This window comes from Capnocytophaga haemolytica (genome assembly GCF_001553545.1).
Taxonomy (GTDB): Bacteria; Bacteroidota; Bacteroidia; order Flavobacteriales; family Flavobacteriaceae; genus Capnocytophaga; species Capnocytophaga haemolytica.
This window is the reverse complement of the sequence record NZ_CP014227.1, coordinates 713,910-738,285: the sequence shown is the minus strand read 5'-3', so window position 1 is coordinate 738,285 and position 24,376 is coordinate 713,910. Positions and strand designations below refer to the sequence as shown.

The window sequence follows — 24,376 nt, the reverse complement described above, 5'->3', positions numbered from 1 at the left end:
TAGCAAATTTGAAAACGAGAAAATGGGTGATACTCGGGCAACAACGCCTACCGCCCACGGTAGTAAGTATCTACAACTATGCCCAACCCGTAGTGGCTATCGTGGTAAGCCTTGTGATGGGCATCGGGGTTTTTGGCCTACGACAAGCCTTTGCTACTGCTTTGGTGTTTGTAGGGGTGTGGTTTGTAATGAGCAATGAGTAATGAGCAATGAGTAATGAGTAGCAAGCTCACTTCTCATCAATTGCTTCTAACCTTCTGCTTGGGGTTGGGTAGAGATTTCTAAGCCATAAGTAGCTCTATATCCATACTTTTTGTAGAGCTGCTGACTATTGAGAAGGGTATATTTTAAGGTTTTATCGTTGCGGAGGCGTTGTTTTGTCTCCTCTACCGCTTTATCTGTTACCAATTTTCCATTGAGGATAAACAATATCCCACACATTTCATTCTTTTCAAAATACATATTCTCTGAATAATCTTCCATCACAACATCAATTTTCTGTATTTGTGTATTCTCAATGATAGGGTTACAATTGGTATCAAGTTTCATATCTTTCACGGGACTTTCCCCATAATAGAGGAGGATATCCCATTGGTAGGCCTGTATCTTGTAGAATCCTTTTGCATTGGTACACACCACTTCCCTACCATTAGAGACAAAAATCCCTTCTAAAGGCTTCCCATTTCTCATTTCTCATTTCTCATTTCGTATTTCCAAAAAAGTCGTACCTTTGCACCCGAGTAATCCATATTGTTTGGTATATTGATTTTCAAACTACAAAAATACAAAAACTTTTGGATTACTCAATTTTTAAAAGTTTGAATGAATTAGTAATCTGGGATTTTCTTAACATTTCTAAGGTTATTTATTTTTATAGAATTATGCCTTGGTGTTTTGCCTTTTTGCAGCAATATAAAAACCGAAAAAGTCAAAAAGTGAACCCAGAGTGAACCCTATGTTCACCCTATCATCCCCCTAACAGAAAAATATTCTGCTGCGGTTATTACAGTAATCACCTAAGGGGTTAGCCCTAAAAGCTAAAAGCTAATCCCTAAAAACTATATACAATGGTATCACAGAAAGAAGATTTTTTAAAGTATCAGGCGGCGACTTCGCCGTATCCGCGCTTATTGGAAGTGGAGCGCGCTGAGGGTAGCTATATCTACACCACTGACGGCAAGCGTTATCTCGACTTTGTGGCAGGGGTATCGGCCTGTACACTCGGGCATTGCCACCCTGAGGTGGTACGCGCAATTCAGGAGCAGTGTGCGCGCTATATGCACGTGATGGTTTATGGGGAATACGTGCAAAAGCCGGCTGTGGACTTCTGTAAACTCTTGGCAGAGCACTTGCCACCGCAGCTGAACACTACCTACTTGGTAAACTCAGGTACGGAGGCGATTGAAGGCTCGGTGAAGCTCGCTAAGCGCGCTACGGGTCGCACCCAGATGATTGCCGCCAAGGACGCTTACCACGGCAATACGCAAGGCTCGATGAGCCTGATGGGCTACGAGGAACGCAAGCGTCCGTACCGACCGCTGATCCCTGATGTGGACTTTATCGAGTTTAACAACGAAGCGGACATACTGAAAATCACCGAACGCACGGCGGGGGTGGTGCTGGAGAGTATCCAAGGCGGGGCGGGCTTTATTGAACCTAAGAATGACTATCTGGCAAAGGTGAAACGCCGCTGCGAGGAGGTGGGGGCACTGCTGATCATCGATGAGATACAACCGGGCTTTGGGCGTACGGGTAAGCTCTTTGGCTTTGAGAACTACGGCTTTGTGCCGGACATCATCGCTATAGGCAAGGGGATGGCCAGCGGTATGCCTGTGGGGGCGTTCGTCTCGTCGGCTGAACTGATGCGGTTGCTCTCGCATAACCCTAAGATGGGGCATATTACTACCTTCGGAGGTAACCCCGTAATTGCGGCGGCCTCACTGGCGACCCTCAAACAGCTGCTGACTACTGACCTTATGGCACAGACCTTAGAGAAGGAAAAGCTCTTTAGGAAATACTTGCAACACCCACTGATTGAAAGCATCAACGGGCGCGGACTGATGTTGGCGGTCATCGTGAAGTCGCCTGAGATTTGCGACTATGTGGTGAACTACTGCCAAGAGCACGGCCTGATCGTCTATTGGTTGCTCTTTGAGAAGCGTGCCGTACGCCTCTCACCACCATTGACCCTGACGGAAGAGGAAATAAAGACGGGGTGTGAGATTATTCTGGAAGCGTTGGATATGGCACAAAGAGAGATCAATATTTTAAAGTAAACGGCTCGGAATTTTAGCCGCGTACATCCCGAAAGAGAACCTCTTAAAAATCAAATATTACGAGTAAGTGCTTGCTTACTCGTACTTTTTTTATACCTTTGCCGAAAATATAAGAAAATGACGATTAAACGGTATATTTATTTCTTCTTAATAGCACTCCTGCCGAGCATTATCTTTGCACAAGAGGAGGAGAAAAAAGAAGGCTCAGGGTTGAGCTTCAAATCACTGCGCCCTAAAAAGAAGAAAGATAGTATCACATTTACCGCTAACGATTATAAAATCATCTCTTATCTACGCGATACCACTGCCGTGGACACCTCGCTGACCATTGATAAGTACTATAAAAACAACGAGTGGTACAAGGATATGTTCGGCAAGATGCCCTTCTCAAATATGGCACAGCCGTATAACACAATGGCTTATGATTTCACTCATCGCGATTACCTGCCTTCGATGGGCGCAACGGCTAAGGCACAGCTTTATATGACCCCTGAGGAAGTGAAGTACTACCTCCTTCCCACGCCGCTGACGGAGTTTTCTTACAAAACAGGGATGGAACAAGGGCAGTCGCTCAACACCTTGTTTGCGGTGAATCTCACCCCCAATTTGAATATATTCATAGCCTATCGCGGACTGCGTTCATTGGGGAAATACCAGCGTATATTAGTGAGTAATGGCAACTTTAGGGCGGGCTTATCTTACGTTTCTAAAAATAAGAAATACACCGCTTTTGCACACTTTGCAAGTCACGATATCACCAGCCAAGAAAACGGTGGGATCTCAACTCCTGAGCAGTTTGAAAGTGGCGAACAGCAGTTTAAGAATCGTGCTATCATCGACGTAAATCTCTTAGATGCTGAGAACACACGTGAGAGTAAGCGCTACTTCTTGCAGCACGACTACGCCTTCTTGCGCAATCGCGATTCGCTCGCTTCCTATAAGCAGATACGCTTCAAGCACTTATTTATGTATGAAACCGAATATTACAGTTTCGACGAAACAGCTCAAAACAGCTACTTTGGCGAGGCGTATGTGCCTGCAAACCTTCACGATAAGATGCGCCTTCAGAAGATGATCAACAAAGCGGGGACTGAGCTTGAGTTGCCCTACCTCGGCAGAACCTTCATCTACGGTAGTGCTTACAACTATAACTACTATTTTAACAATGCCTACTTAGTATCAGGAGTCTTACAGCGGCGGCAGATAAAGGATACTGACCTGAGTTTAGGGGCTGAATGGCACAAAAAGATAGGCGGGTTGAGCATTAAGGCAGAAGGTGAGCAGACTTTTGTAGGAAAAATGACAGGTACCAAACTCAGCGGTAGCCTTTCGTATGCCTTCGACGAGCGCAATAGCCTCACTGCGGGGATAGACCTACACTCGGCAATGCCCAACTTTAACTATCTGCTCTACCAAAGCGATTACAAGAACTACAATTGGGATAACTACACCAGCTTCAATAAAGAAAACACTCAAACCCTCTATGGGGCACTCAAAACCCAGTGGGGTGAGGCAGCAGTGAGCGTGAGCAATCTGAACAATTACACCTACCTGAGGATGCAATCCTCAGGGCAAGCTATCCCTGAGCAATACAGCAGCAATATCCAATACTTACAGCTGAAACTGCGAAAAGAATTCCGCCTCGGAAAGTTTGCCTTAGATAACACTTTGCTCTACCAGAACGTAGTGCAGGACAGCAATGTGCTCAACGTGCCCGTCTTCATCACGCGTAATAGCCTCTACTTTTCGAGCTTTTTATTCAAAAAAGCGATGTACCTACAAACAGGCTTGGGCTTCAATTACTTCACTGAGTATTACGCCAATAGCTACAACCCGCTCTTGGCTGAGTTTCAAGTGCAAACTGCTGAGAAGACAGGCGGATTCCCAATGCTCGACTTCTTCTTCAATGCCAAAGTGCGCACGATGCGTATCTTCTTCTCCTTAGAACAGCTAAGTCCACTGATGTACAATGGCTTAAACTTAGGAAACCCTTATAATTACTATTCAGCACCACGGCAGCCCTATCGTGATTTCATCATAAGGCTCGGTGTAGTCTGGGATATATTCAGTTAGCCAATGCACGGAACCGTATACAAATCGACAGGCAGCTGGTACACCGTTAAAGATGAGGCAAGTAGTCATTTCTTTCAATGCCGCATCAAAGGAAAACTACGCCTAAAAGGCATCAAAAACACCAACCCCATAGCCGTCGGTGATAAGGTGCTCTTTGAGATAGAAAAGGCACACAATGGGCTCATTACAACCATTGAGCCTCGTAAAAACTACATTATCCGAAAATCAGTCAACCTCTCAAAGCAAACCCATATCATCGCCTCGAATATCGACTTAGCCTTCCTCCTAATCACACTGAACAACCCTCCAACCCTTACCACATTCATCGACCGCTTCTTAGTAACCGCTGAGGCTTACGGCATTGAGGTAGTGCTCTTATTCAACAAAATAGACACCTACAACCCTGATGAACTCGCCGAGGTAAAATACCTTGCATCCACATACCGAAACATTGGCTATCACTGCATTGGCATTTCAGCCTTAGAAGGGAAAAACATTGAAGAAGTAAAGCAACTAATGCACGGCAAAACCAGTGTAGTATCGGGGCATTCAGGCGTGGGAAAATCAACACTTATCAATGTAATAGCCCCCGAGTTCCATCTAAAAACCGCTGAGATATCCACCCAACACCTCCAAGGGCAGCACACCACTACCTTTGCCGAGATGTACGACCTGAGCTTCGGAGCGCGCATCATCGATACACCAGGCATCAAAGGCTTCGGTATGGTCGAAATTGAGAAAGAAGAACTCAGCGATTACTTCCCCGAGTTTTTCGCCCTCAAGCCCCATTGTAAATTCAACAACTGCCTTCATTTAGAAGAACCGAACTGCGCCGTAAAGCAAGCCCTAGAAGATGACAAGATCGCGTGGTCGCGCTACAAAAGCTACATCCAGATCCTCTCAGGCGACGATAGCACCTACCGCAAAGCCGACGAATCCTAAACGGATCGCTAACGGGTCGGTAACGGATACACCCCCTTTGAAATACAGATTTCACCCCCACACCTACAAGCGATACACCCCCTCCAATTTATTTTACAAACGAAATTTTTGTCATTTAACGAAAATGCCGTACCTTTGCCGCTATATTCATTCCCGCGGAAAGATTACCAGTTAAAAACTACCCGCTAAAAACAAAAATATATGTTACAGTTAAATACTATCAGAGAAGAAAAAGAACGTGTCCTCTCAGGACTTAAAAAGCGTAATTTTAAGGAAATAAACCTTATTGACCGCATCTTAGAATTAGATGAAAACCGTCGTGGCACTCAAACTCTTTTGGATGAGGCACTCGCCAAGTCAAACAGCCTATCAAAAGAAATAGGCAACCTCTTCAAAACAGGTGAAATAGCTAAAGCCAACGCCTTAAAAGACCAAACAGGTGAGCTCAAAGAGCAAAGTAAAGAACTCTCAGACAAGTTGGCAACCATCACCAATGAACTCACAGAGTTGCTCTATCGTGTGCCTAATATCCCCAACGAGATAGTGCCCTTTGGTACCTCTGAGGAGGATAATGAAGTGGTATTCAAGGCTGGCACAGTACCCGATCTTGGTAAAGAGGCACTACCACACTGGGAGCTGGCGAAGAAGTATGACATCATTGACTTTGAGCTCGGAGTGAAGATCACAGGAGCAGGCTTCCCTGTATATAAAGGGAAAGGGGCTAAGCTACAGCGCGCTCTGATCTGGTATTTCTTAGATAAAAATACCGAAGCAGGCTATCGTGAGTTCCAGGTGCCTCACTTAGTAAATGAAGCCTCTGGCTACGGCACAGGGCAGCTGCCCGATAAAGAAGGACAGATGTACCACGTAAACCTCGATGATCTCTACCTTATCCCTACCGCTGAGGTACCCGTCACTAACATCTTCCGCGATGTGCTCTTGCAAGAAAGCGAGTTGCCTATTTGCTGCACAGGCTACACCCCTTGTTTTCGTCGCGAAGCAGGTAGCTATGGAGCCCACGTGCGGGGGTTGAACCGTCTGCACCAGTTCGACAAGGTGGAAATCGTGCGTATTGAGCACCCCAATAACTCCTACAAAGCACTCGATATGATGGTAGAGCACGTAAAAGGTATTCTGAATGAGCTAAAACTCCCTTACCGCATCCTCCGCCTCTGTGGGGGTGACTTAGGTTTTACCTCAGCCATCACTTACGACTTTGAGGTATATTCCACCGCACAAGAAAAATGGCTCGAAATTAGCTCTGTATCCAACTTTGAGACCTTTCAAGCCAACCGCCTCAAATTGCGCTATAAAGACGCTGAGGGTAAAAACCGCTTAGTGCATACTCTCAATGGTAGCTCACTGGCATTGCCACGTGTGCTAGCAGGCATCTTAGAGAACTACCAAACCCCTGAGGGCATTGTAGTACCCGAGGTATTGAGAAAATATACAGGCTTTGATTTGATAAACTAATAAAAGAATTATTGGTAATTAGTTGATTAGAAGTATAGAATAAAAATGTTATCAGAACAAGAAGTAATACGAAGGGAGAAGTTAGCGCGCTTGCGCGAGATGGGTATTAACCCTTATCCAGCGAATTTGTTCCCTGTGAATTTTACAGCGGCTCAGGTAGAGACTGAGTATGAGGAAGGCAAGGCGGTGATAGTCGCAGGAAGATTGATGTCGATGCGCATACAAGGCAAGTCGTCTTTTGCCTCATTGCAGGACAGCACGGGGCGCGTGCAACTCTATTTTAAGCAAGAAGAAATATGCCCGACAGAGGATAAAACCCTTTATAACGAGGTATTTAAAAAGCTCTTAGACTTAGGCGACTTTATTGGGGTGGAGGGAACGCTCTTCATCACCAAGATGGGTGAGAAGACTATATTAGTAAAGAAATTCACCCTATTGGGCAAGGTGTTACGCCCGCTGCCTACGGCTAAGACAGACGCTGAGGGCAAGGTCTACGATGCCTTTACCGACCCAGAGCAGCGTTACCGTATGCGCTATGTCGATTTGGTGGTGAATCCACAGGTGAAAGAGGTGTTTGTAAAGCGCACTAAGCTCTTCAACGCTATGCGTCAGTTCTTTAATGATGCAGGCTATTTAGAGGTAGAAACGCCTATCCTGCAAGCGATACCTGGGGGAGCAGCCGCACGTCCGTTTATCACGCACCATAACGCGCTGGATATTCCGCTCTATATGCGTATCGCCAATGAGCTATACCTGAAAAGACTTATTGTAGGCGGCTTTGACGGGGTGTATGAGTTCTCTAAGAATTTCCGCAATGAGGGTATGGATAGAACTCACAACCCAGAGTTTACCGCAATGGAAATCTACGTGGCGTATAAGGACTACAATTGGATGATGGACTTCACTGAGCGACTTTTGGAGCATTGTGCGCTGGCGGTAAATGGTACTACTAAGGCAACTTTTGGCAAGCACGAGGTAGACTTTAAAGCCCCTTATGCGCGTGTAACGATGACCGATGCTATTAAGCAGTTTACGGGTTACGATATCACAGGGAAGAGTGAGGAAGAACTGCGCACTTTTGCCCTATCCATAGGTTTAGAAGTAGATGAGACGATGGGAAAAGGCAAGCTCATTGATGAGATATTTGGCGAGAAGTGCGAAGGCAACTTCATTCAGCCAACTTTCATCACCGATTACCCCAAAGAGATGTCGCCGCTGACCAAAGAGCACCGCAACGACCCTAACCTCACAGAGCGTTTTGAGCTGATGGTCTGCGGGAAGGAGATAGCTAATGCTTACTCAGAGCTCAACGACCCTATCGAACAGCGTGAACGCTTTGAAGAGCAATTGCGGCTCTCTGAAAAAGGCGATGATGAGGCGATGTTCATCGATCAAGACTTCCTCAGAGCTTTGGAATACGGTATGCCACCTACATCAGGCTTAGGTATCGGTATGGATAGGCTCATAATGTTCCTTACCAATAACGAGAGTATCCAAGAGGTGCTATTCTTCCCGCAAATGCGCCCTGAGAAGAAAGAAATAGAGCTTTCTGAGGACGAAAAGGCAGTATTTGAGCTCTTGAAGAAAGAAAATCCTGTGGCGTTAGAGGCTTTGAAGGCTGCCGCTGGGCTATCCAACAAGAAATGGGATAAGGCTATCAAAGGATTGACCGCTAAGAAAGTAGCCAAAGTAGAGAAAGAAGGCGAAACATTGAAAGTCGTTTTACAATAGGACAATACTTGGAATGAAAGATAAAAGCAAGAGCAGAGCTATAATGGTTCTGCTCTTTTTATATAGTGGCAGCACGTTTGTAAAAACCGTAAAACAAGATATAGGCATAGCAGACCACCAAAGCTAAGAAAGCCATCTTAAACCCTATTGCATCGGTAAAAAGACCAAACAGCAAAGGGATAATTCCCCCACCCACAATCACCGTACACAAGATGTTTGATGCCTCCGCTTTTGACTCTTTTGTTCCTTCAAGAGCAAGCGCAAAGATCGTAGGGAACAATATAGAATTAAACAATCCCACACTGAGTAGGCTCCACATCGAAACCAGTCCTCCTGTATTGATCGAAACAAGGATGAGCACTATTGCCATCATTGTAAAAACTATCAACACTTTGGCTGGAGCAAACGATCGCGTAAGATACGACCCCACAAAACGACCTATCATCGCACCTCCCCAGTAGAAACAAAGGAAAAACTCAGCAATCACTTTAGGCTCTCCTTGAGTTAAATCACAGTTTATTAGTGCCTTACCCATAACCTCCAACAGCCTATGCAAAGTGTCGTTTTCAAGAATATCGTGTGTGATATTAATATCTATAAAGAAATTTACCGCGTAGCAACCTATCGATACTTCAGCTCCTACGTATAGAAAGATGGCTATCGCTCCTAACATCAAAGACGGTTTTTTGAGCAGTTGCCTGTATTTATAGCGTGTATCTTCCTTATCAATCCTAATTCTCGGGAGTTTTATCACTGAAAAAACAAAAGCCAACACGACTGTCAGCAAAGCGATAATCATAAAAGGGATTTGTACCGTGAGGGCTTCCGAATTGAAGTAAACATCCCTCTCAAAGGCGCTCAGCAGGGCTATCTTCTCAGGCTGAAATGTCTCTTTCTTAAAGAGATAAAGCGCTGCGAGAATAGGCGCTATCGTCGTCCCCAAGGAATTAAAGGCTTGTAGCAGGGTCAAGCGACTTGGGACTGAGGCCTCATTGCCCCTTACCGTAGCAAATGGATTGAGCGCTACGTGCAGAAAAGTAATTCCACTGGCTAGTACAAAGATGGCGGCTAAATAACCTATGTATGAGCGACTTTCAGCTGCTGGGTAAAATAGCAGTGCTCCAAAAGTTACCAGCAAAAGTCCCAAGATAATCCCCCTTTGGTAGCCAATTCGTATCATAGCAAACCCCGCTGGAATTGAGAATACCACATAAGGAAGATAAAAAGCTGTTACCACCAATCCCACTTGGGCGTAACTTAGTTCAAAAATGTCACGCAAGTATGGCACGAAGAACTGTATAAACACCGTTACAGCCCCAAATAAGAAGAACAGTAATGTAATAAAAATGATACCCTTGGTATATCCTTTTAAAAGTTTCATTGTGTTTTTTATAGTATATTTTGTGTGATAACAGGCTACAAAAATACAACGAAAACTTAAAAGATGTTAAATTTTAACACTATTTTTTTGTTTCATTTATAACATAAATTTGGTAATAAACTAAAATACAAGTAGTTTAAGTTCTATTTTACCTCTCTTGTAAAACCTTAAAATAAATACCCAAAATGCTAAAATATGAAAAACGTCCTCTTTTCTTAAAGCTATGAGTATCGCTTGGCAGATAAAAATTTTTGCTATACAATACTATTTTCTTACTTTTGCAGTCTCAATACGCATTTATGAACACAATAGACTTTATTCTTATCCTTATCTTGGGTTTTGGCTTGGTAAAGGGCTTTATGCGAGGGCTCATTATTGAGTTAGCCTCCTTATTAGCAGTTGTAATAGGTATTTATGGAGCTATCCATTTCTCGTTATTCACAGCTCGTATTTTTAGCAAAGCTGTTGAAAACCAAGCTGCTTTAGCAATCGTATCCTTTACTATCACCCTTGTAGTTATTGTGCTGGCAGTGATGTTCTTAGCAAGAGTACTTACCAAAGTAGTTAAAGTAGCCGCCCTAGGGCTACCCAATCGCTTGGCAGGAGCACTCTTCGGAATGCTCAAAGTAGCCGTCATCATTGGTGCTTTATTCTTACTCTTAGAAAAAACCTTCCAAACAAAGAAGTGGTTCCCTGAGGAAACTCTTGCTAAATCAGTGCTTTACAAACCTGTAAAAGGCGTTGGTGCTTTGGTGTATGACAAAGTGTTTTAGGCAAAAAGAAGCCGCTTCCCATCTTCAGCTAAAATAACATTAGGGAACACTTCTTCTGCCTCCTTTTTGAAGAGGTTTACATCATTATACCGCGATGAGTAGTGCCCTAATATCAGCGCTTCAGCTCCTGCATTCTTTGCTGTAAGCCCCGCCTGATAGGCTGTTGAGTGCATCGTTTTCTTCGCCAAATCTTCCTTATCTTGCAAAAAAGTAGCCTCGTGGTACACTACCCTACACCCTTTGATGTAGTCAGCCAATGACTCAAAATAGAGCGTATCACTGCAATAGGCATAGCTCTGTAGGCGATGAGGGTCAAGAGTGAGTTCTCTGTTAGCGATCAGCCTACCATCAGCAAGTGTAATATCCTTACCATTTCTAATGTTTTGGTAATCACACACTTCAATAGGATATTGACTTATCATCTCCATATTGAGGCGCCTATCCCCTTCTTTCTCTTGAAAAAGGAATCCGTTAGTATACACCCGATGTCGCAGAGGAATATTCTTCACTGTAAGTTTCTCATCCTCAAAAAGCACCCCTTGTTCATCTGTCGTAAGTTCGTGAAAAAGCAATGGAAAGGGCGTCCACGCTCCTCCTAGTTTTAAGATGAGTAGTACAGCTTCTTTGATACCTTTAGGTCCGTAGATATGCAGTTCTGCCTCACGCCCTAAGAGCTGAAAAGTAGAGATGAGCCCGAATAGCCCGTAAAAGTGGTCACCGTGCAAATGTGATATAAAAATGTGCTTAATCCGTGCAAACTTAGCTCCTGCATTACGCAAAGCTATCTGCGTAGCCTCACCACAGTCAATGAGAAACAAATGGCCACGCATCTCCAACAACTGTGCCGAAGGACGGGCATTGGCACGAGGGGTAGCACTATGGCAACCGAGAATTGTTAAGTCCATAAGTCACGCTCTATATTTTCCATTTCAATAAGGTCGCGTGCCTCTTGCAGGGTCGGACATACATTGAGCCCTTCGCCAACCTCATCGTAAGTCAATGCAGTATTAACCAGCACAAACGACTTTTTCTCTTTCTGCAGCTTTCTGGCTACTTTTTTAAGCACACTAAGCTCAGCCTTGCTCATCTTCGCATCGCTTTGCAGCACTATGATAAGATGCCCCTCAGGCAAACTATTATTCTCCTGAAAACCCTTTATAAAGCTATCGAAATCCTCTTGTGTAAATTGATAAGTTGTAACTGTTTCTTCCATCTATGATTATTTATTCCTTATTCCCTAATTCTTACTTCTTAACCCCCAACAAATCCAGCATAAACGCATACTTCTTGCCTTCCTCATACTCGGGCTCCACCTGAGCTGCCGTAAAATTCACAGGGAACAAATCCGCTAGATAAGGGTTAATACCCATCTCGCGCAAGCGCGCTAACTTCTCCCTTCGTATTACTCCTTGTTCTGATAACATTTTTATTATATCTCTTATTTTTCTATAATTCTTTTATATACACATTCTTTCTCTCGCGAATCACCTTACTATTGCCTTGTTTGTCATACTCTTTTATGTCTATATTATAGCGATCCTCCGTCTCTTGATTGAATACATTATACTCCCATTTGTCGCAATAGTCCAGCCCTAAGACACGTAAACGTCTCGTTTTTCTATCAAAAAAGAAACATTCCTTTCTATCAGACAAACTATAACTGTCTATACATTCTGTTTTGCCTTGAAAGACGATCAACCAATTCTCCCACACTGCGGTAGAACCACAAGCACTCATATTTTTAACATTGAAAATACACACCCAACTGTCTCCCCCACTGAGCTTATAGCCTTTTATATGCTCAGGGTCATCTGAACTTATCCAAAAAAAATCATCTACATAACCCTCATTAGGATGCTTTATCTTAAACTTACCCTTTAAGCCTCTAATCTGCAATGCACCATCCTTAAAATAGGCAGTTACAGGCGTATACCGCGTATCTGTTTGCCGATACTGCTTTAGTATATCTGCAAAACGCTGCCCCCAAGAGACTTGGGAGATGAGCAGAAACAATAATAAGTACAGTAAACTTCTCATAACTATACACTATGCGTTATACATTATCCACTAATTCTTAACTCCCAACAAATCCAGCATAAACGCGTACTCTTTAGCCACCTCTTTCAGTGCCTCAAAACGCCCTGAAGCCCCGCCGTGTCCTGCATCCATATTGGTGTCTAAGTAGAGTTTATTATTGTCGGTTTTTACAGCGCGCAGTTTGGCTACCCACTTGGCGGGCTCCCAATACTGCACCTGCGAGTCGTGCAAGCCTGTGGAGACGTACATATTCGGATACGCTTGCGCCTTCACTTGGTCGTAGGGCGAGTACGACAGCATATAGTCGAAATATACCTTCTCATTAGGGTTGCCCCACTCGTCATATTCGCCTGTGGTCAGCGGGATACTCTCATCGAGCATCGTGGTTACCACATCTACAAAAGGCACTTGGGCAATCACCCCTTTGTAGAGCTGCGGAGCCATATTCACCACTGCCCCCATCAAGAGTCCGCCTGCTGAGCCGCCTTCTGCAAAAAGATACTCAGGTGAGGTATACTTTTGTGCAATCAGGTATTTCGAGCAGTCGATAAAGTCAGTAAACGTGTTCTTCTTTTTGAGCAACTTACCGTCCTCATACCACTGTCTCCCAAGGTATTCCCCACCGCGTATATGGGCAATTACATACACAAAGCCACGGTCTAAAAGGCTCAGTCGCGAGGTGGAAAAATACGGACTAATCGTCTCCCCGTACGACCCATAGCCGTACAAGAGCAACGGGTTCTTACCGTCTTTCTTCAAGCCCTTGCGATACACCACCGACATCGGCACTTTGGTGCCGTCCTGTGCGGTTGCCCATAGGCGTTCCTCTACGTAATTATCTTTATTGAACTTACCGCCGAGCACTTCCTGCTCTTTGAGCACTTTCTTTTCCTTGGTCGCCATATCAAACTCAATCACAGACGCAGGCGTTATCATTGATTGATAGCTATAGCGCAGTTTGTCAGTATCGAAGTCCACATTGCCTGTGGTATAGGCGGTGTAGGTTTCACTCTCAAAAGGCAGATAGTAGCCCTCGCCTCCACTCCACGGACGTATATGGATGCGATCCAGCCCTTGGTATGTCTCCTCAACCACCAAGTAGTTCTTAAATATCTCTATATCATTGAGCCTCACATCTTTGCGGTGCGGTATCACCTCCGTCCAATGGCTTTTGCCGGTTGCCGTCTCAGGGGTACGCATCAGCTTGAAGTTCGTAGCCCCATCCTTGTTGGTTACGATATAGAAATGATCGCCGTAATGTGAAATCTCATACTCCAAGCCGCGTTCGCGCTTTTGGAATACTTTAAACTTACCTTTGGGGTTGTCTGAGCGCAATATCTGACACTCAGTGGTCATCGTGCTCTCGGAGGTAATCACTATATACTTTTTGGATTTCTCACGGTAGACGTGCGCATAGAAAGTATCGTCCTTCTCATCAAATACGAGCACATCGCCCTTAGCTGCCGTGCCGCGCTCGTGGCGATACACCTTGTCCGACCGCAGCGTTTGCGGGTTCTTTTGGGTGTAGAAAATCGTCTTATTGTCAGCTGCCCACACCCCGCTGCCTGTCGTGTTCTTTATGGCATCGGCGAGTATCTCACCCGTCTGCAAGTCCTTCACCCTCAGCGTATATTGCCTACGTGATACGGTGTCCACACCAAATACTGCCCACCTATTGTCATCGCTGATAGCAAAGCCGCCCAAGTCGAAATAAGCGTGCCCCTCAGCCATAGTATTGCAGTCGAAAAGTACCTCCTCAGCTCCCTCCATCGTGCCCTTGCGACGAGTGAAGATCGGGTAATCTTTGTCCTGCTCCATACGGGTGATATACCAATAGCCGTTGTAGAAATAGGGCACCGAGCTGTCGTCCTCCTTAATGCGTGCCTTCATTTCCTTAAAGAGAGCGTCCTGCAAGCCCTTTGTATGAGCAGTTTCCGCCTCATAATACGCATTTTCTGCCTCGAGGTAGGCGATCACCGCTGGATCTTCCCTATTGTTGAGCCAAAAATAGTCGTCTACGCGCTTAGTGCCAAACTTCTCAAGAGTATGCGGCACGCGCTTTGCCACTGGGGGCTGTATATTTGTGTTTTCCATAGTCTTTTTACCTTCATTGCGGCACGCCAGCACTGCCAAAGCACCGATTGCCACTACTGCTAATACTTTTATTGTGTTCATATTGATACGGATTTAAGAGTGTTTTTAAAGTGCAAAAGTAAGGAGAATATCCCAAACTGCAAAGCTAAAACTTGTAAATAGCTTGTAAAAGTAGTAATCCACTAATTATCATCGGATAATAATCCGTATTTACGCCTTTTAGGAGCCTCACTCACTGCCAACTTTCGCATAAGGTAAACCACTCCTATAATGCCAGTTAAAATATACACAAATGTCCCTACGAACAGCACTGGAACCATCACAATCGCCTCAATACCAGTAATATAGCCTACCAATCTGTATAATTCATAGAAAACTATCGAAAGCAAAATCACCACCAGCACTACCCCCAATAGTATTCCAATACGCCAAAGCATCTCACGCCTGCGCGCTACCGTATTTCTCTGTTCTATCGGTGGGAAAAAAGGGCGTTCCTTCCTTTCAATCAGCACTTTACCTCTGTAGATTTGCACCCATAGCCATAGCAACCACAGCGCTAACAAACTCAAAAGTACGATGGCTACAATACCCAAGATCAAAGCCAAGCCGTAGGCAAACCCCACCCAAGCGAGCATTATCAATTGTAATACATCACCAGCCCAGCACACCACACCTACCAGTGAACCGAACAAAAACAACAGTAGCACGGATAGCCCTACAAGCAGCAAAGTCTTTCTATATCTCTCATTCATAGGTTATTAAACTATTTTTCTTCTGATGAAGAATGACCCTCCCAAGGCTCTTTTTGCACTTGTTTCTTCTTGCTATATTGCTGAATTTTAAAAGTGATAAACACCACTATAGATGATCCCAGCCATATCAACCCTGCAAGTATAGCCTGCCCAAAGGCGACGATCAACACAGGAAGCATCAGGAAAAACAATAGCCAAAAGATTCCTCCATAGCCTTTACCGATAACCAATGCAACAAAAGTCACCAGCAACAAAAAAATCACAAGGAATGTTAAGAGTATGATATATAGCTGTTTACGATTCATAGCACTTAGCGTATTGCGCTCCTCAAAAGCGAAAAGCAATATTCACACCGCAAAAATACACATTTATCCTAAACCCACAACCCTTCCCTTGAGAAAAACATACCTCACCCTCTGAATGGCACTTCAAACATCACCTATATACAATTCATACCAACCCTATACAGAACACAAAACGACATCGAAGCGCAAACGGTTCCATAACGGACAGCTCTCAGTAATTTTGCACAACAATTGTGGAGAATTTGGCGGAAAAACACTATCTTTGCCAAAAATTACTACAATGAAAACACCCTTACAAAGAATAGGAACGACACTTATAGCCCTGTTGCTCACTGCTCAGGGGGTTGCACAAGTCACAAAATTTAGAGACGAGGATAAGCCTGTCAATGGCATCTATACCCTTTATTACCTTGATAAAAATGGCAAGAACACCGCTATTTTTGCTACGGGGCAGTATAAAAATAGAAAGCTCAATGGCGCCGTGAAAGCGTTCTATCGTGATGGCACACTGATGTTTGAGGAGTTCTATAAGGATGATAAGTTAGAAGGGGTGCGCAAGTTCTATAACGAGGATGGCGGTCTGATGAATATAAAGCATTACGCCAATGGCAAAATGAACGGAGTTTATGAGGAATACTACTCCAATGGGCAGTTGCAAAAAACCGTCACATACAAGGATGATGTGCCCAATGGTCAGGTAAAGGAGTATTACCGTGATGGGAGACCGATGTATACATACACGCTCCTGAATGATAAGAGGGAAGGTGTCTCAACGTGGTATGAAGACAATGGTGAGAAGCACATTACAGAGTACCACAACGGGATGATGGGTAAATGTGAGGTCTACAGTGCGAACGGGGTACTTTTAAGTCGTATCCATTACCTCAATAACCAGAAAGAGGGCTTCGAGGAACACTACAATGAAAAGGGTGTCTTACTTGAAAAGCTACATTATGCACGTGGAAAGCGGAGTGGAGGGTAGCAAACTTTCTATGAGAATGGCAAGCTGGAAACAAGTGTTTCCTACAAAAATGGTATCTTCGAAGGAGAATCAAAAGTGTATTACCCCAGCGGGGTGTTGCATTCCGTTGCCCATTATAAAAATGGCGCTTTTGAGAGAGAAGAAGAGTACGACATAAATGGGAAGTTAATAAAGACAAGGTTCTTCAAAGATGGGGCATTGATAGAGAAAACTGACAAAGACAAACCATAAGCCTCACCTTTTAACTCGAAATATTGTAAAAAACACTTCTTATTCAAAAAATTATTTGTACTTTTGCCCCCGCAAAACGTTTTCGTATGGCTAAGAATATAGTGATAGTAGAGTCGCCCGCAAAGGCGAAGACCATTGAGAAATTCCTCGGTAAGGACTACAAAGTAGTGTCGAGCTACGGGCATATTGTCGATCTCCCTTCGAAGGAACTCGGCGTTGATGTAGCGCACGGTTTTAAGCCTCGTTATCAGGTTTCTTCGGATAAGAAGAAGTTGGTAAGCGACTTGAAGGCACTCGCCTCCACTGCCGAAGTGGTGTGGCTCGCGAGTGATGAGGACCGCGAGGGGGAAGCCATCGCCTGGCATTTGGCTGAGAACTTGAAACTCGACCCGAAGAAGACCAAGCGTATCGTCTTTAACTCTATCACTAAAAGTGCCATCGAGCGGGCTATACAGAACCCCCGTGGCATTGACTACAACTTAGTGAACGCTCAGCAAGCGCGCCGCGTGCTCGATCGCCTTGTGGGCTATGAGCTTTCGCCCGTGTTGTGGAAGAAGATCAAGAGTGGGCTCTCGGCAGGGCGTGTGCAGTCGGTAGCTGTACGCTTGATCGTGGAGCGCGAACGCGAGATACAAGAGTTTAAGTCGCAGAGCGTTTATAAGGTAGCAGCGGAGTTCGTAACCGCAGAAGGCAAGGTAGTGAAAGCTACCCTCGGCAAGACCTTTGCCAGTGCCACAGAGGCAGAGGCATTTTTACAGCAGAACATAGGGGCGCGCTACAGGGTGCAGTCGCTTGAGACCAAGCCTGCGAAGAAGTCGCCCGCACCGCCGTTTACCACTTCCACCCTGCAACAAGAGGCATCGCGCAAGTTGCGATTCTCAGTGAGCAAGACGATGACCGTAGCCCAACGGCTGTATGAGTCGGGGCTCATCACCTATATGCGTACCGACAGCACCAACCTCTCAGGCGAGGCACTGAGCACGGCTAAGGACACCATCACAGCACTATTCGGGACACAATATAGCCAGACGCGCAACTTTGCTACCAAAGCCAAAGGGGCACAAGAGGCACACGAGGCTATCCGCCCAACGGATATGAGTCGCCCACAGATACAAGCAGAAAGCGACCAAATGCGCCTTTACGAGTTGATATGGAAGCGCACCATCGCCTCGCAGATGGCTGATGCACAGCTTGAGCGCACCAATGTGAAGATAGAAGCCAATAAGCATAAAGAACTCTTTGCTGCCAGCGGAGAGGTGATCCGCTTTGACGGCTTTTTGAAAGTATATTTGGAAAGCAGCGATGACGAGGAGGAAGAACAGAGCGGAATGTTGCCCCACTTGCAGCTACAAGAGATGCTTACCAATAAGCACATCACTGCCACACAGAGCTTTTCGCGCCCTGCGCCTCGCTATACGGAGGCGTCATTAGTGAAGAAGCTCGAGGAGTTGGGCATCGGTCGCCCTTCGACGTACGCGCCGACTATCTCCACTATACAGCAACGCGGTTATGTAGGGCGCAGTGCCTTAGAAGGTGAAGTGCGTCCGTATGAGCAGTTGGTCCTCACAGGCGATAGCATCAAGCACCACAACCTCAGCGAGCGTGTGGGTGCCGATAAGGGGAAGCTCATCCCTACGGACATCGGTATGGTAGTCAATGACTTTTTGGTAGCGAACTTCAACACGATTATGGACTATAACTTCACCGCTACGGTGGAGAACAGCTTTGACCATATCGCTGAGGGCAAGGAGGATTGGACGAAAATGCTCACGGACTTCTACGGGCATTTCCACCCTGTGGTGGAGGACGTGGAGCAACATACAGGGCGTGAGACAGGTGAACGCATTCTCGGCACAGACCCTAAGACGGGCAAGACGGTGCTGGTGCGCCTCGGACGCTTTGGAGCGATGGCACAGCTCGGCAAGACCGAAGGCACAGAGAAAGCACAGTACGCCAGCTTGATGGCAGGCACCACTATGGAGACCATCACCCTTGAGGAGGCGTTGCAGCTCTTTGAACTGCCGCGTAAGCTCGGCATCGTTGATGGTAAAGAAGTGGAAGCCAATGTGGGAAGATTTGGTCCGTATGTGCGCTATGGCACGGAGTTTATCTCGTTGGACAAAGGAGAGGACGTCTTTACGGTAACCCTCGACCGCGCTAAGGAGGTGATTGCTGCCAAGAAGCAAGCCGATGCGCCTATCGCTACTTACCAAGGCAAAGAGGTGAGCAAGGGCGTGGGTAGGTTTGGTCCTTTCATCAAGTGGGATAATCTCTTCATCAGTGTGAGCAAGAAGTACGACTTTGACCACCTTACCCAAAAGGACGTAGAGGAGCTCATAGAGAGCAAGTTGCAGAAAGAGTCGGAGAAGGTAGTGCGCGAATGGGCAGAGAGCGGCATACGCATAGAGAAAGCACGCTGGGGTCGTTATAACCTCATAAAAGGCAATCAGAAGGTAGAGTTAGCAAAAGATACTGACATAGCAGCCCTCACTGAGGCACAAGCATTGGCACTCATTGCGGAGAAGTATCCTGCAAAGAAGTCAGCAGCGGGCGGAAAGAAACCAGCGTCTAAAAAGGCTACAACTAAGAAGAGCAGCACTAAGAAGTAATACATTTCGTATTGGCACGATTCTTGATAGAAGTGTTTTATAAACAAAACATAGCATACTATGAAAAAGATATTTGTAACCCTACTTGTATTAGCCACAATGGCTGCCTCAGCGCAAGAGGTAGGCAGTGCAGGCAAGCTATTGCGCAATGAACTGAAAAAGAGCAACACAAACGTCAACGTAAATATCAATATTGATTACCGCTGGGAGCAAGATTACCGCGGCGGCTACTCGGAAGTGTTTATCCGTATTCCTGAGATGGGGCGCTTTACGGTGCAACTCGGCGATCAGGAAATCACCAATAGCAATGGTATGTTCCGTTTCTTCGATGTGAGGTCAGGAGCGCAACCATTGAGTATTTACGGTGATGGGCTGCTGCTTTACCGCGTAACCCTCCGCCCTCGCAATGAGATGCGCTTAGTGCTCGATTTCTTCTCGCGTCAGGGGTTATTCTTGCTTGAAGAGGTAAACCTCGGCAATGCTCACGATGGCTATTATGGACGCCAATGGAACGATGTGTGGAACCGCTCATATGGAGGTGCCCCAATGATGCGTGGTGGTGAGTTTGCTCGTTTTTATGATATGTATAAGAAGCAGAGTTTTGACAATGACAAGATCAACTTCTTTCGTATGCAGAAGAACGCCGTTTCTTTTACTACAGAACAAGTAAGCCTACTGATGAAGGAAATGAGCTTTGACGACAACAAACTCATCATTGCTAAAGAAGCCTATCCTAATGTGGTAGACCCCAAGAACTATTACCTACTACACGATAGTTTCGACTTCTCTTTAGCACAGAAACGCTTTGCGGACTTCTTACAAAGTGTTCGTAGATAATGACTTTATAATAGTATAACAAAAAATGATAATACTTTTAGATGTAGAGTGGAATATTATTCATACTTTTGCAACAGAAAGACAATAACATTAAAACAGTTTTAGAAATGGCATTAGAAATCACAGACGGAAATTTTGAAGATTTAGTATTAAAGAGCGACAAGCCTGTGCTTGTAGACTTTTGGGCAACTTGGTGTGGACCTTGCCGTATGCTGGGACCTGTCATCGAAGAAATCTCTAAGGAGTATGAAGGTAAGGTAACTGTCGGTAAAGTAGACGTAGACAACAATCAGGACTTTGCTGGCAAATACGGTATCCGCAATATCCCTACCGTATTGGTATTCCAAAACGGGGAAGTAGTAGGTCGCCAAGTGGGCGTAGCTCCTAAGAAGACTTACACTGACGCATTGGATAGCTTGTTGTAAGAAGATCAGAGACCCCAGAGGTCAGCGATTAGAAAAGGCGCTAAGCAATATCGTTTTATTGCTTAACGCCTTTTTTATTTATTCAGAGAACGTACCCTACCCTTTTCAGGTTACGCTTGAAAGCGCTCACCTACTGCTTTGGCGAGGGCTTTAAACTCCTCATCGGTCATTTGCACCTTGTGCTCAAAGGTCATCTCTTTCATCTCGCTGATGGGAATGAGGTGTACGTGGGTATGGGGCACTTCCAAGCCTACTACTGCCATCCCTACACGCTTGCAAGGCACCACCTTTGCTAAGGCTTCGGCTACGCGCTTTGAGAAAAGCATCAGGTCAAGATAGTGCTTGTCGTCCATCTCGAAGATTTTATTTACTTCCTTCTTAGGAACGCAAAGGGTGTGCCCCTTCGCATTAGGGTTAATGTCAAAGAAAGCAATAAAATCATCATTTTCAGCTACCTTATAACAAGGTATTTCGCCGTTGATAATCTTTGTGAATATACTTGCCATTGTTTTATCGGGTTTTAAAATGTTTTACTTAGTCACGGGTGATTTCCAATACCTCCATCTTCAGCACTCCATTGGGCACTTGTATCTCTGCAATATCACCTACTTGCTTGCCAAGCAGTCCCTTTCCGATGGGTGAAGTTACTGATATTTTCCCTGCCTTGAGGTCTGCTTCACTCTCTGCTACAAGGGTATAGGTGATCTCCATCTTATTGGCAAGGTTGCGCAATTTGACGGTGGAAAGCACTAGCACCTTGCTCAGATCGAGTTGCGACTCGTCGATGAGGCGTGCATTGGCTACGAGTTCTTCGAGCTTAGCGATCTTCATTTCCAGCAAGCCCTGTGCCTCTTTGGCAGCGTCGTACTCTGCATTTTCGGAGAGGTCGCCTTTGTCGCGCGCCTCAGCAATCGCCTGCGAAGCTCGCGGGCGCTCTACGTCTTTTAACTGATTGAGTTCGTCTCTTAGTTTCTTTAGCCCTTCGGCTGTATAGTATGATACCTTTTTCATCTTCCTTGTTTTTTAGAAAAATAAAAAATCCTCAAGTCTTACACCTCTGAGGATTTCGGGGGCAAAGATACAAACTTTTTTTGAACTGACAAAATTTTCATCCTTTCTTTTTTCTTTTCAGGGAAAAAGAAGAATGGAAACCTTAGCTGTTCGTTACTGGTTCGTTATCGCTCCGTTCTGTGTTTACTTTTTTATATTAGAGAGTTCAAACCGAATAGTATGTGCTTTCTTTAGCTCGTCGTGGGTGATGAAGTAGCTCTTATGTTCTTTACCGTCAATGGTAATCTTCTTGATGTAGATATTCTCAGGTGAGGCGTTGCTCTCGATGATAAGCTGCCCATTGGGGTAGTACTTCTTATCCAATTGCAGCACTATCTTCTCAAAGCGCGGCGCGGTGAGCGTATAGATAGGCTCGGCTGGGGTGATAGGGTACAGCCCCATCATTCCGTAGACTACCCACGCGGACATCACCCCTGTGTCGTCATTGCCAGGCAAGCCTGCGGGCTTATTTTGGAAGTACTCGTTGATGAGGCTATGCACACGCTGCTGGGTCTTCCATTCGCGACCTTTCAGATAGTTGTAGAGGTAAGGATAGGCAATATCAGGCTCGTTAGCCATATCGTATTGCTTGCTATTGAATATGTGGTCGAGCTGTTGCTCAAAAGCCTTCTCACCGCCCATTAGCTTGATAGTACCTTTCATATCGTGGGTGAGCATAAATACGTATTGCCAAGCATTCCCCTCGATGTAGCCGACATTCTCCTCGAAGTTTGCCCCACTATTAGGGTCGAAGGGCGCATACCAACTGCCGTTGGCGTGCTTAGGGCGCAAGAGCTTGGTCTGCTTATCAAAGAGCTTGTGATAGCTCAGAGACTGCTTGCCAAACTTTGCCGCATCGGCTTTCTTGCCGAGCTTTTTAGCGATCTGTGCAATGGCAAAGTCGGCTGCATTATACTCCTGTGTGGTGGATACGGGGCCTCTAACGCCACCATCTACACTGAGGTAACCCAATCGCCAATACTCTTCTACCCCTGGCCGTATGGGGTTATTTTTAAGCGTATTCGCCCCTTTGAGCATCGCCTCATACGCAGTGTTAATATCAAAGTCGGTAAGTCCGCGTAAATAAGTATCAGCAATAACAATACTCGCAGGGTCGCCCACCATTGTGAAGGTCTCGGTGGAGTTGAGCTCCCACTTAGGTAGCCAGCCGCTTTCTTTGTAAATATCGAGCATCGTACGCACCATACCAAGCTGATCCTCAGGATAGAGCAGGCTCATCAGCTGGTGATAGTTGCGATAGGTATCCCACAGCGAGAACACCGTAAACCGCTTGGTGTTCTTGCCTATCTTGTTGGTAGTGCTCTCAGGGTAATCGCCGTTGTGGTCGTTGAGCAGATTGGGGTGAATGAGCGCGTGGTAAAGGGCGGTGTAGAAGACAGTCTTCTCGTCCTCAGTGCCGCCCGTTACTTGTGCCTTGAGCTGCTCATTCCAAGCAGTGCGGGTAGCCGCATATACCTCATCAAAGGTCTTATTGCCGATCTCCTTCTCTAAGTTCTCACGCGCATTGGCGATACTCACATACGAGACGCCCACACGAAGCTCTACCACTTCCTCTTTGTCAAAATTATAGCGGAAGTAAGCCCCCAAGCTGTCGCCTACGACCTCGCGCATAAAGCCTTCTTTAAAGCGCGTTTTACCGTTGTAGGTCATCCATTTGGCTTCTACACCCTCATACGTGGCAGGGTGTTGCCATACGCCGTAATGCTTAGCGGGCTTGTTCACCTTTGCTACAAAGTAAACAGGGTAAGCCAGTTCGGGACTGTTATAGCAGAAACTGCCCACCATTCGCATCCCCTCAACTTCTGTGGGCGATACGAACTTGAGCATTGCACCTTGTTCATTGGTCAAACCCAGCCCTAAGTTGATAAGCAGATTGCCCTCACCCTTAGGAAAGTGATAGCGGCTAATGCCTGCACGTTGCCTTGCGGTAGCCTCTGCCTTGATGCCGTATTTGGTGAGGAAAGTGCTGTAATAGCCTGCCTTTGCCACCTCATCTTTATAGGGCGACCCGTATTTGAGGTGCTCCACCTCCAAGGCTCCTGTGGTGGGCATCGCAAGGATTACCCCCAGCTCTGGGCACCCTACCCCACTCATATTCACGTGTGTAAACCCTGTGAAGAACTTATTTTCGTTCACATAAGGGTTAGAGAGCCAGCGACTGTCCTTTTCTAACGGAGCCTCGACTCCCTTGGTGTCAAACGCCACATTAAAAGGCGAGATGCTGAGCATTCCTCGCGGTGCTATTGCACCAGGGTGCGTAGCCCCAAAGTTAGACGTCCCAATAAAGGGATTGATGTAATCCACTGCCTGCTTTTGGGCGTACATACCCCCCCATAGCAAGCTCATTGCTAATATTATTAATCTTTTCATACGTATTTAGTAAT

At 45.6% G+C, this 24,376-nt stretch carries 24 protein-coding genes; 12 read left to right on the top strand and 12 right to left on the bottom strand.

Features of this window, described 5'->3' with window-relative positions; genetic code table 11:
• Window positions 1-8: 8 nt before the first annotated feature.
• Window positions 9-203, top strand: a complete 195-nt coding sequence (locus AXF12_RS12060; RefSeq protein WP_143325034.1) for a hypothetical protein — start codon at window positions 9-11, stop codon at window positions 201-203.
• 46 nt (window positions 204-249) lie between these two features.
• On the opposite strand, the gene AXF12_RS03265 is transcribed toward AXF12_RS12060, so the two are convergent.
• On the bottom strand, window positions 250-690 hold the full coding sequence (locus AXF12_RS03265) for a peptidase associated/transthyretin-like domain-containing protein (RefSeq protein WP_066428282.1): 441 nt from the start codon (window positions 688-690) through the stop codon (window positions 250-252).
• A 377-nt stretch (window positions 691-1,067) separates the two neighbouring features.
• Here AXF12_RS03265 and AXF12_RS03260 point away from each other — a divergent pair, with 377 nt between their 5' ends.
• The 5 genes from AXF12_RS03260 to lysS all read left to right on the top strand — a co-directional run bounded on the left by AXF12_RS03260 (window position 1,068) and on the right by lysS (window position 8,495).
• Window positions 1,068-2,276, top strand: a complete 1,209-nt coding sequence (locus AXF12_RS03260) for an aspartate aminotransferase family protein (RefSeq protein ID WP_066428280.1) — start codon at window positions 1,068-1,070, stop codon at window positions 2,274-2,276.
• A gap of 117 nt (window positions 2,277-2,393) precedes the next feature.
• The gene (locus AXF12_RS03255; protein ID WP_066428278.1) at window positions 2,394-4,349 is read left to right on the top strand and encodes a putative porin; all 1,956 of its coding nucleotides are present in this window, start codon (window positions 2,394-2,396) and stop codon (window positions 4,347-4,349) included.
• Between the two features lie 3 nt (window positions 4,350-4,352).
• Entirely contained in the window at window positions 4,353-5,291 is a 939-nt protein-coding gene (gene rsgA / locus AXF12_RS03250) for a ribosome small subunit-dependent GTPase A (protein ID WP_066428273.1), read from the top strand.
• Window positions 5,292-5,492: 201 nt separating this feature from the next.
• Complete coding sequence (serS, locus tag AXF12_RS03245) at window positions 5,493-6,764, top strand: serine--tRNA ligase (RefSeq protein WP_066428271.1); 1,272 nt, start codon at window positions 5,493-5,495, stop codon at window positions 6,762-6,764.
• 45 nt (window positions 6,765-6,809) lie between these two features.
• Complete coding sequence (gene lysS / locus AXF12_RS03240) at window positions 6,810-8,495, top strand: lysine--tRNA ligase (RefSeq protein WP_066428269.1); 1,686 nt, start codon at window positions 6,810-6,812, stop codon at window positions 8,493-8,495.
• Window positions 8,496-8,553: 58 nt separating this feature from the next.
• On the opposite strand, the gene AXF12_RS03235 is transcribed toward lysS, so the two are convergent.
• Window positions 8,554-9,876 carry a sugar MFS transporter gene (locus tag AXF12_RS03235; RefSeq protein ID WP_066428267.1) on the bottom strand — a complete coding sequence of 441 codons (1,323 nt, stop codon included), beginning with the start codon at window positions 9,874-9,876 and terminating at the stop codon, window positions 8,554-8,556.
• A gap of 299 nt (window positions 9,877-10,175) precedes the next feature.
• Here AXF12_RS03235 and AXF12_RS03230 point away from each other — a divergent pair, with 299 nt between their 5' ends.
• A complete protein-coding gene (locus AXF12_RS03230; RefSeq protein WP_066428266.1) occupies window positions 10,176-10,649 on the top strand; it encodes a CvpA family protein in 474 nt (157 codons plus the stop codon).
• Here AXF12_RS03230 and AXF12_RS03225 read toward each other — a convergent pair.
• From AXF12_RS03225 to AXF12_RS03195, 7 genes are all read right to left on the bottom strand, one after another.
• Window positions 10,646-11,554, bottom strand: coding sequence for a ribonuclease Z (locus tag AXF12_RS03225; protein ID WP_066428264.1), 909 nt, complete (start codon window positions 11,552-11,554; stop codon window positions 10,646-10,648). The two genes, AXF12_RS03230 and AXF12_RS03225, sit on opposite strands and share 4 nt — an antisense overlap.
• Window positions 11,545-11,862, bottom strand: a complete 318-nt coding sequence (locus AXF12_RS03220) for a hypothetical protein (protein WP_066428261.1) — start codon at window positions 11,860-11,862, stop codon at window positions 11,545-11,547. Before AXF12_RS03220 ends, AXF12_RS03225 begins: the two co-directional genes overlap by 10 nt.
• A gap of 31 nt (window positions 11,863-11,893) precedes the next feature.
• Window positions 11,894-12,073: a hypothetical protein gene (locus tag AXF12_RS03215; RefSeq protein WP_066428259.1), complete on the bottom strand. Its 180-nt coding sequence runs from the start codon at window positions 12,071-12,073 to the stop codon at window positions 11,894-11,896.
• Between the two features lie 22 nt (window positions 12,074-12,095).
• Window positions 12,096-12,686 carry a hypothetical protein gene (locus AXF12_RS03210; protein WP_066428257.1) on the bottom strand — a complete coding sequence of 197 codons (591 nt, stop codon included), beginning with the start codon at window positions 12,684-12,686 and terminating at the stop codon, window positions 12,096-12,098.
• A gap of 30 nt (window positions 12,687-12,716) precedes the next feature.
• A complete protein-coding gene (locus AXF12_RS03205; RefSeq protein WP_231909951.1) occupies window positions 12,717-14,780 on the bottom strand; it encodes a S9 family peptidase in 2,064 nt (687 codons plus the stop codon).
• Between the two features lie 182 nt (window positions 14,781-14,962).
• On the bottom strand, window positions 14,963-15,532 hold the full coding sequence (locus AXF12_RS03200) for a hypothetical protein (protein ID WP_143325033.1): 570 nt from the start codon (window positions 15,530-15,532) through the stop codon (window positions 14,963-14,965).
• 11 nt (window positions 15,533-15,543) lie between these two features.
• Window positions 15,544-15,837, bottom strand: coding sequence for a hypothetical protein (locus AXF12_RS03195; RefSeq protein WP_143325032.1), 294 nt, complete (start codon window positions 15,835-15,837; stop codon window positions 15,544-15,546).
• 280 nt (window positions 15,838-16,117) lie between these two features.
• Between AXF12_RS03195 and AXF12_RS03190 the strand changes: the two genes are divergently transcribed.
• The 5 genes from AXF12_RS03190 (at window position 16,118) to trxA (ending at window position 20,921) form a co-directional block, all read left to right on the top strand.
• Window positions 16,118-16,819, top strand: coding sequence for a toxin-antitoxin system YwqK family antitoxin (locus tag AXF12_RS03190; RefSeq protein WP_066428244.1), 702 nt, complete (start codon window positions 16,118-16,120; stop codon window positions 16,817-16,819).
• A gap of 75 nt (window positions 16,820-16,894) precedes the next feature.
• The gene (locus AXF12_RS11870) at window positions 16,895-17,050 is read left to right on the top strand and encodes a toxin-antitoxin system YwqK family antitoxin (RefSeq protein WP_159429714.1); all 156 of its coding nucleotides are present in this window, start codon (window positions 16,895-16,897) and stop codon (window positions 17,048-17,050) included.
• 86 nt (window positions 17,051-17,136) lie between these two features.
• Entirely contained in the window at window positions 17,137-19,659 is a 2,523-nt protein-coding gene (gene topA, locus AXF12_RS03185) for a type I DNA topoisomerase (RefSeq protein WP_066428243.1), read from the top strand.
• Between the two features lie 60 nt (window positions 19,660-19,719).
• A complete protein-coding gene (locus tag AXF12_RS03180; protein ID WP_066428241.1) occupies window positions 19,720-20,496 on the top strand; it encodes a DUF4476 domain-containing protein in 777 nt (258 codons plus the stop codon).
• A gap of 107 nt (window positions 20,497-20,603) precedes the next feature.
• Window positions 20,604-20,921, top strand: a complete 318-nt coding sequence (trxA, locus tag AXF12_RS03175) for a thioredoxin (protein ID WP_066428239.1) — start codon at window positions 20,604-20,606, stop codon at window positions 20,919-20,921.
• A gap of 110 nt (window positions 20,922-21,031) precedes the next feature.
• Here trxA and AXF12_RS03170 read toward each other — a convergent pair whose 3' ends face one another.
• The 3 genes from AXF12_RS03170 to AXF12_RS03160 all read right to left on the bottom strand — a co-directional run bounded on the left by AXF12_RS03170 (window position 21,032) and on the right by AXF12_RS03160 (window position 24,362).
• A complete protein-coding gene (locus AXF12_RS03170; RefSeq protein WP_066428237.1) occupies window positions 21,032-21,427 on the bottom strand; it encodes an HIT family protein in 396 nt (131 codons plus the stop codon).
• A 28-nt stretch (window positions 21,428-21,455) separates the two neighbouring features.
• A complete protein-coding gene (greA, locus tag AXF12_RS03165; RefSeq protein ID WP_066428236.1) occupies window positions 21,456-21,932 on the bottom strand; it encodes a transcription elongation factor GreA in 477 nt (158 codons plus the stop codon).
• 183 nt (window positions 21,933-22,115) lie between these two features.
• Window positions 22,116-24,362, bottom strand: a complete 2,247-nt coding sequence (locus AXF12_RS03160; RefSeq protein WP_066428234.1) for a GH92 family glycosyl hydrolase — start codon at window positions 24,360-24,362, stop codon at window positions 22,116-22,118.
• Window positions 24,363-24,376 lie beyond the last annotated feature (14 nt).

Coding starts and splice junctions, on each gene's coding strand:
- AXF12_RS03265 (WP_066428282.1), bottom strand. CDS start 690: ATGAGAAATGGGAAGCCTTTAGAAGGGATTTTTGTCTCTAATGGTAGG.
- AXF12_RS03260 (WP_066428280.1), top strand. CDS start 1,068: ATGGTATCACAGAAAGAAGATTTTTTAAAGTATCAGGCGGCGACTTCG.
- AXF12_RS03255 (WP_066428278.1), top strand. CDS start 2,394: ATGACGATTAAACGGTATATTTATTTCTTCTTAATAGCACTCCTGCCG.
- rsgA (WP_066428273.1), top strand. CDS start 4,353: ATGCACGGAACCGTATACAAATCGACAGGCAGCTGGTACACCGTTAAA.
- serS (WP_066428271.1), top strand. CDS start 5,493: ATGTTACAGTTAAATACTATCAGAGAAGAAAAAGAACGTGTCCTCTCA.
- lysS (WP_066428269.1), top strand. CDS start 6,810: ATGTTATCAGAACAAGAAGTAATACGAAGGGAGAAGTTAGCGCGCTTG.
- AXF12_RS03235 (WP_066428267.1), bottom strand. CDS start 9,876: ATGAAACTTTTAAAAGGATATACCAAGGGTATCATTTTTATTACATTA.
- AXF12_RS03230 (WP_066428266.1), top strand. CDS start 10,176: ATGAACACAATAGACTTTATTCTTATCCTTATCTTGGGTTTTGGCTTG.
- AXF12_RS03225 (WP_066428264.1), bottom strand. CDS start 11,554: ATGGACTTAACAATTCTCGGTTGCCATAGTGCTACCCCTCGTGCCAAT.
- AXF12_RS03220 (WP_066428261.1), bottom strand. CDS start 11,862: ATGGAAGAAACAGTTACAACTTATCAATTTACACAAGAGGATTTCGAT.
- AXF12_RS03215 (WP_066428259.1), bottom strand. CDS start 12,073: ATGTTATCAGAACAAGGAGTAATACGAAGGGAGAAGTTAGCGCGCTTG.
- AXF12_RS03210 (WP_066428257.1), bottom strand. CDS start 12,686: ATGAGAAGTTTACTGTACTTATTATTGTTTCTGCTCATCTCCCAAGTC.
- AXF12_RS03205 (WP_231909951.1), bottom strand. CDS start 14,780: ATGGAAAACACAAATATACAGCCCCCAGTGGCAAAGCGCGTGCCGCAT.
- AXF12_RS03200 (WP_143325033.1), bottom strand. CDS start 15,532: ATGAATGAGAGATATAGAAAGACTTTGCTGCTTGTAGGGCTATCCGTG.
- AXF12_RS03195 (WP_143325032.1), bottom strand. CDS start 15,837: ATGAATCGTAAACAGCTATATATCATACTCTTAACATTCCTTGTGATT.
- AXF12_RS03190 (WP_066428244.1), top strand. CDS start 16,118: ATGAAAACACCCTTACAAAGAATAGGAACGACACTTATAGCCCTGTTG.
- topA (WP_066428243.1), top strand. CDS start 17,137: ATGGCTAAGAATATAGTGATAGTAGAGTCGCCCGCAAAGGCGAAGACC.
- AXF12_RS03180 (WP_066428241.1), top strand. CDS start 19,720: ATGAAAAAGATATTTGTAACCCTACTTGTATTAGCCACAATGGCTGCC.
- trxA (WP_066428239.1), top strand. CDS start 20,604: ATGGCATTAGAAATCACAGACGGAAATTTTGAAGATTTAGTATTAAAG.
- AXF12_RS03170 (WP_066428237.1), bottom strand. CDS start 21,427: ATGGCAAGTATATTCACAAAGATTATCAACGGCGAAATACCTTGTTAT.
- greA (WP_066428236.1), bottom strand. CDS start 21,932: ATGAAAAAGGTATCATACTATACAGCCGAAGGGCTAAAGAAACTAAGA.
- AXF12_RS03160 (WP_066428234.1), bottom strand. CDS start 24,362: ATGAAAAGATTAATAATATTAGCAATGAGCTTGCTATGGGGGGGTATG.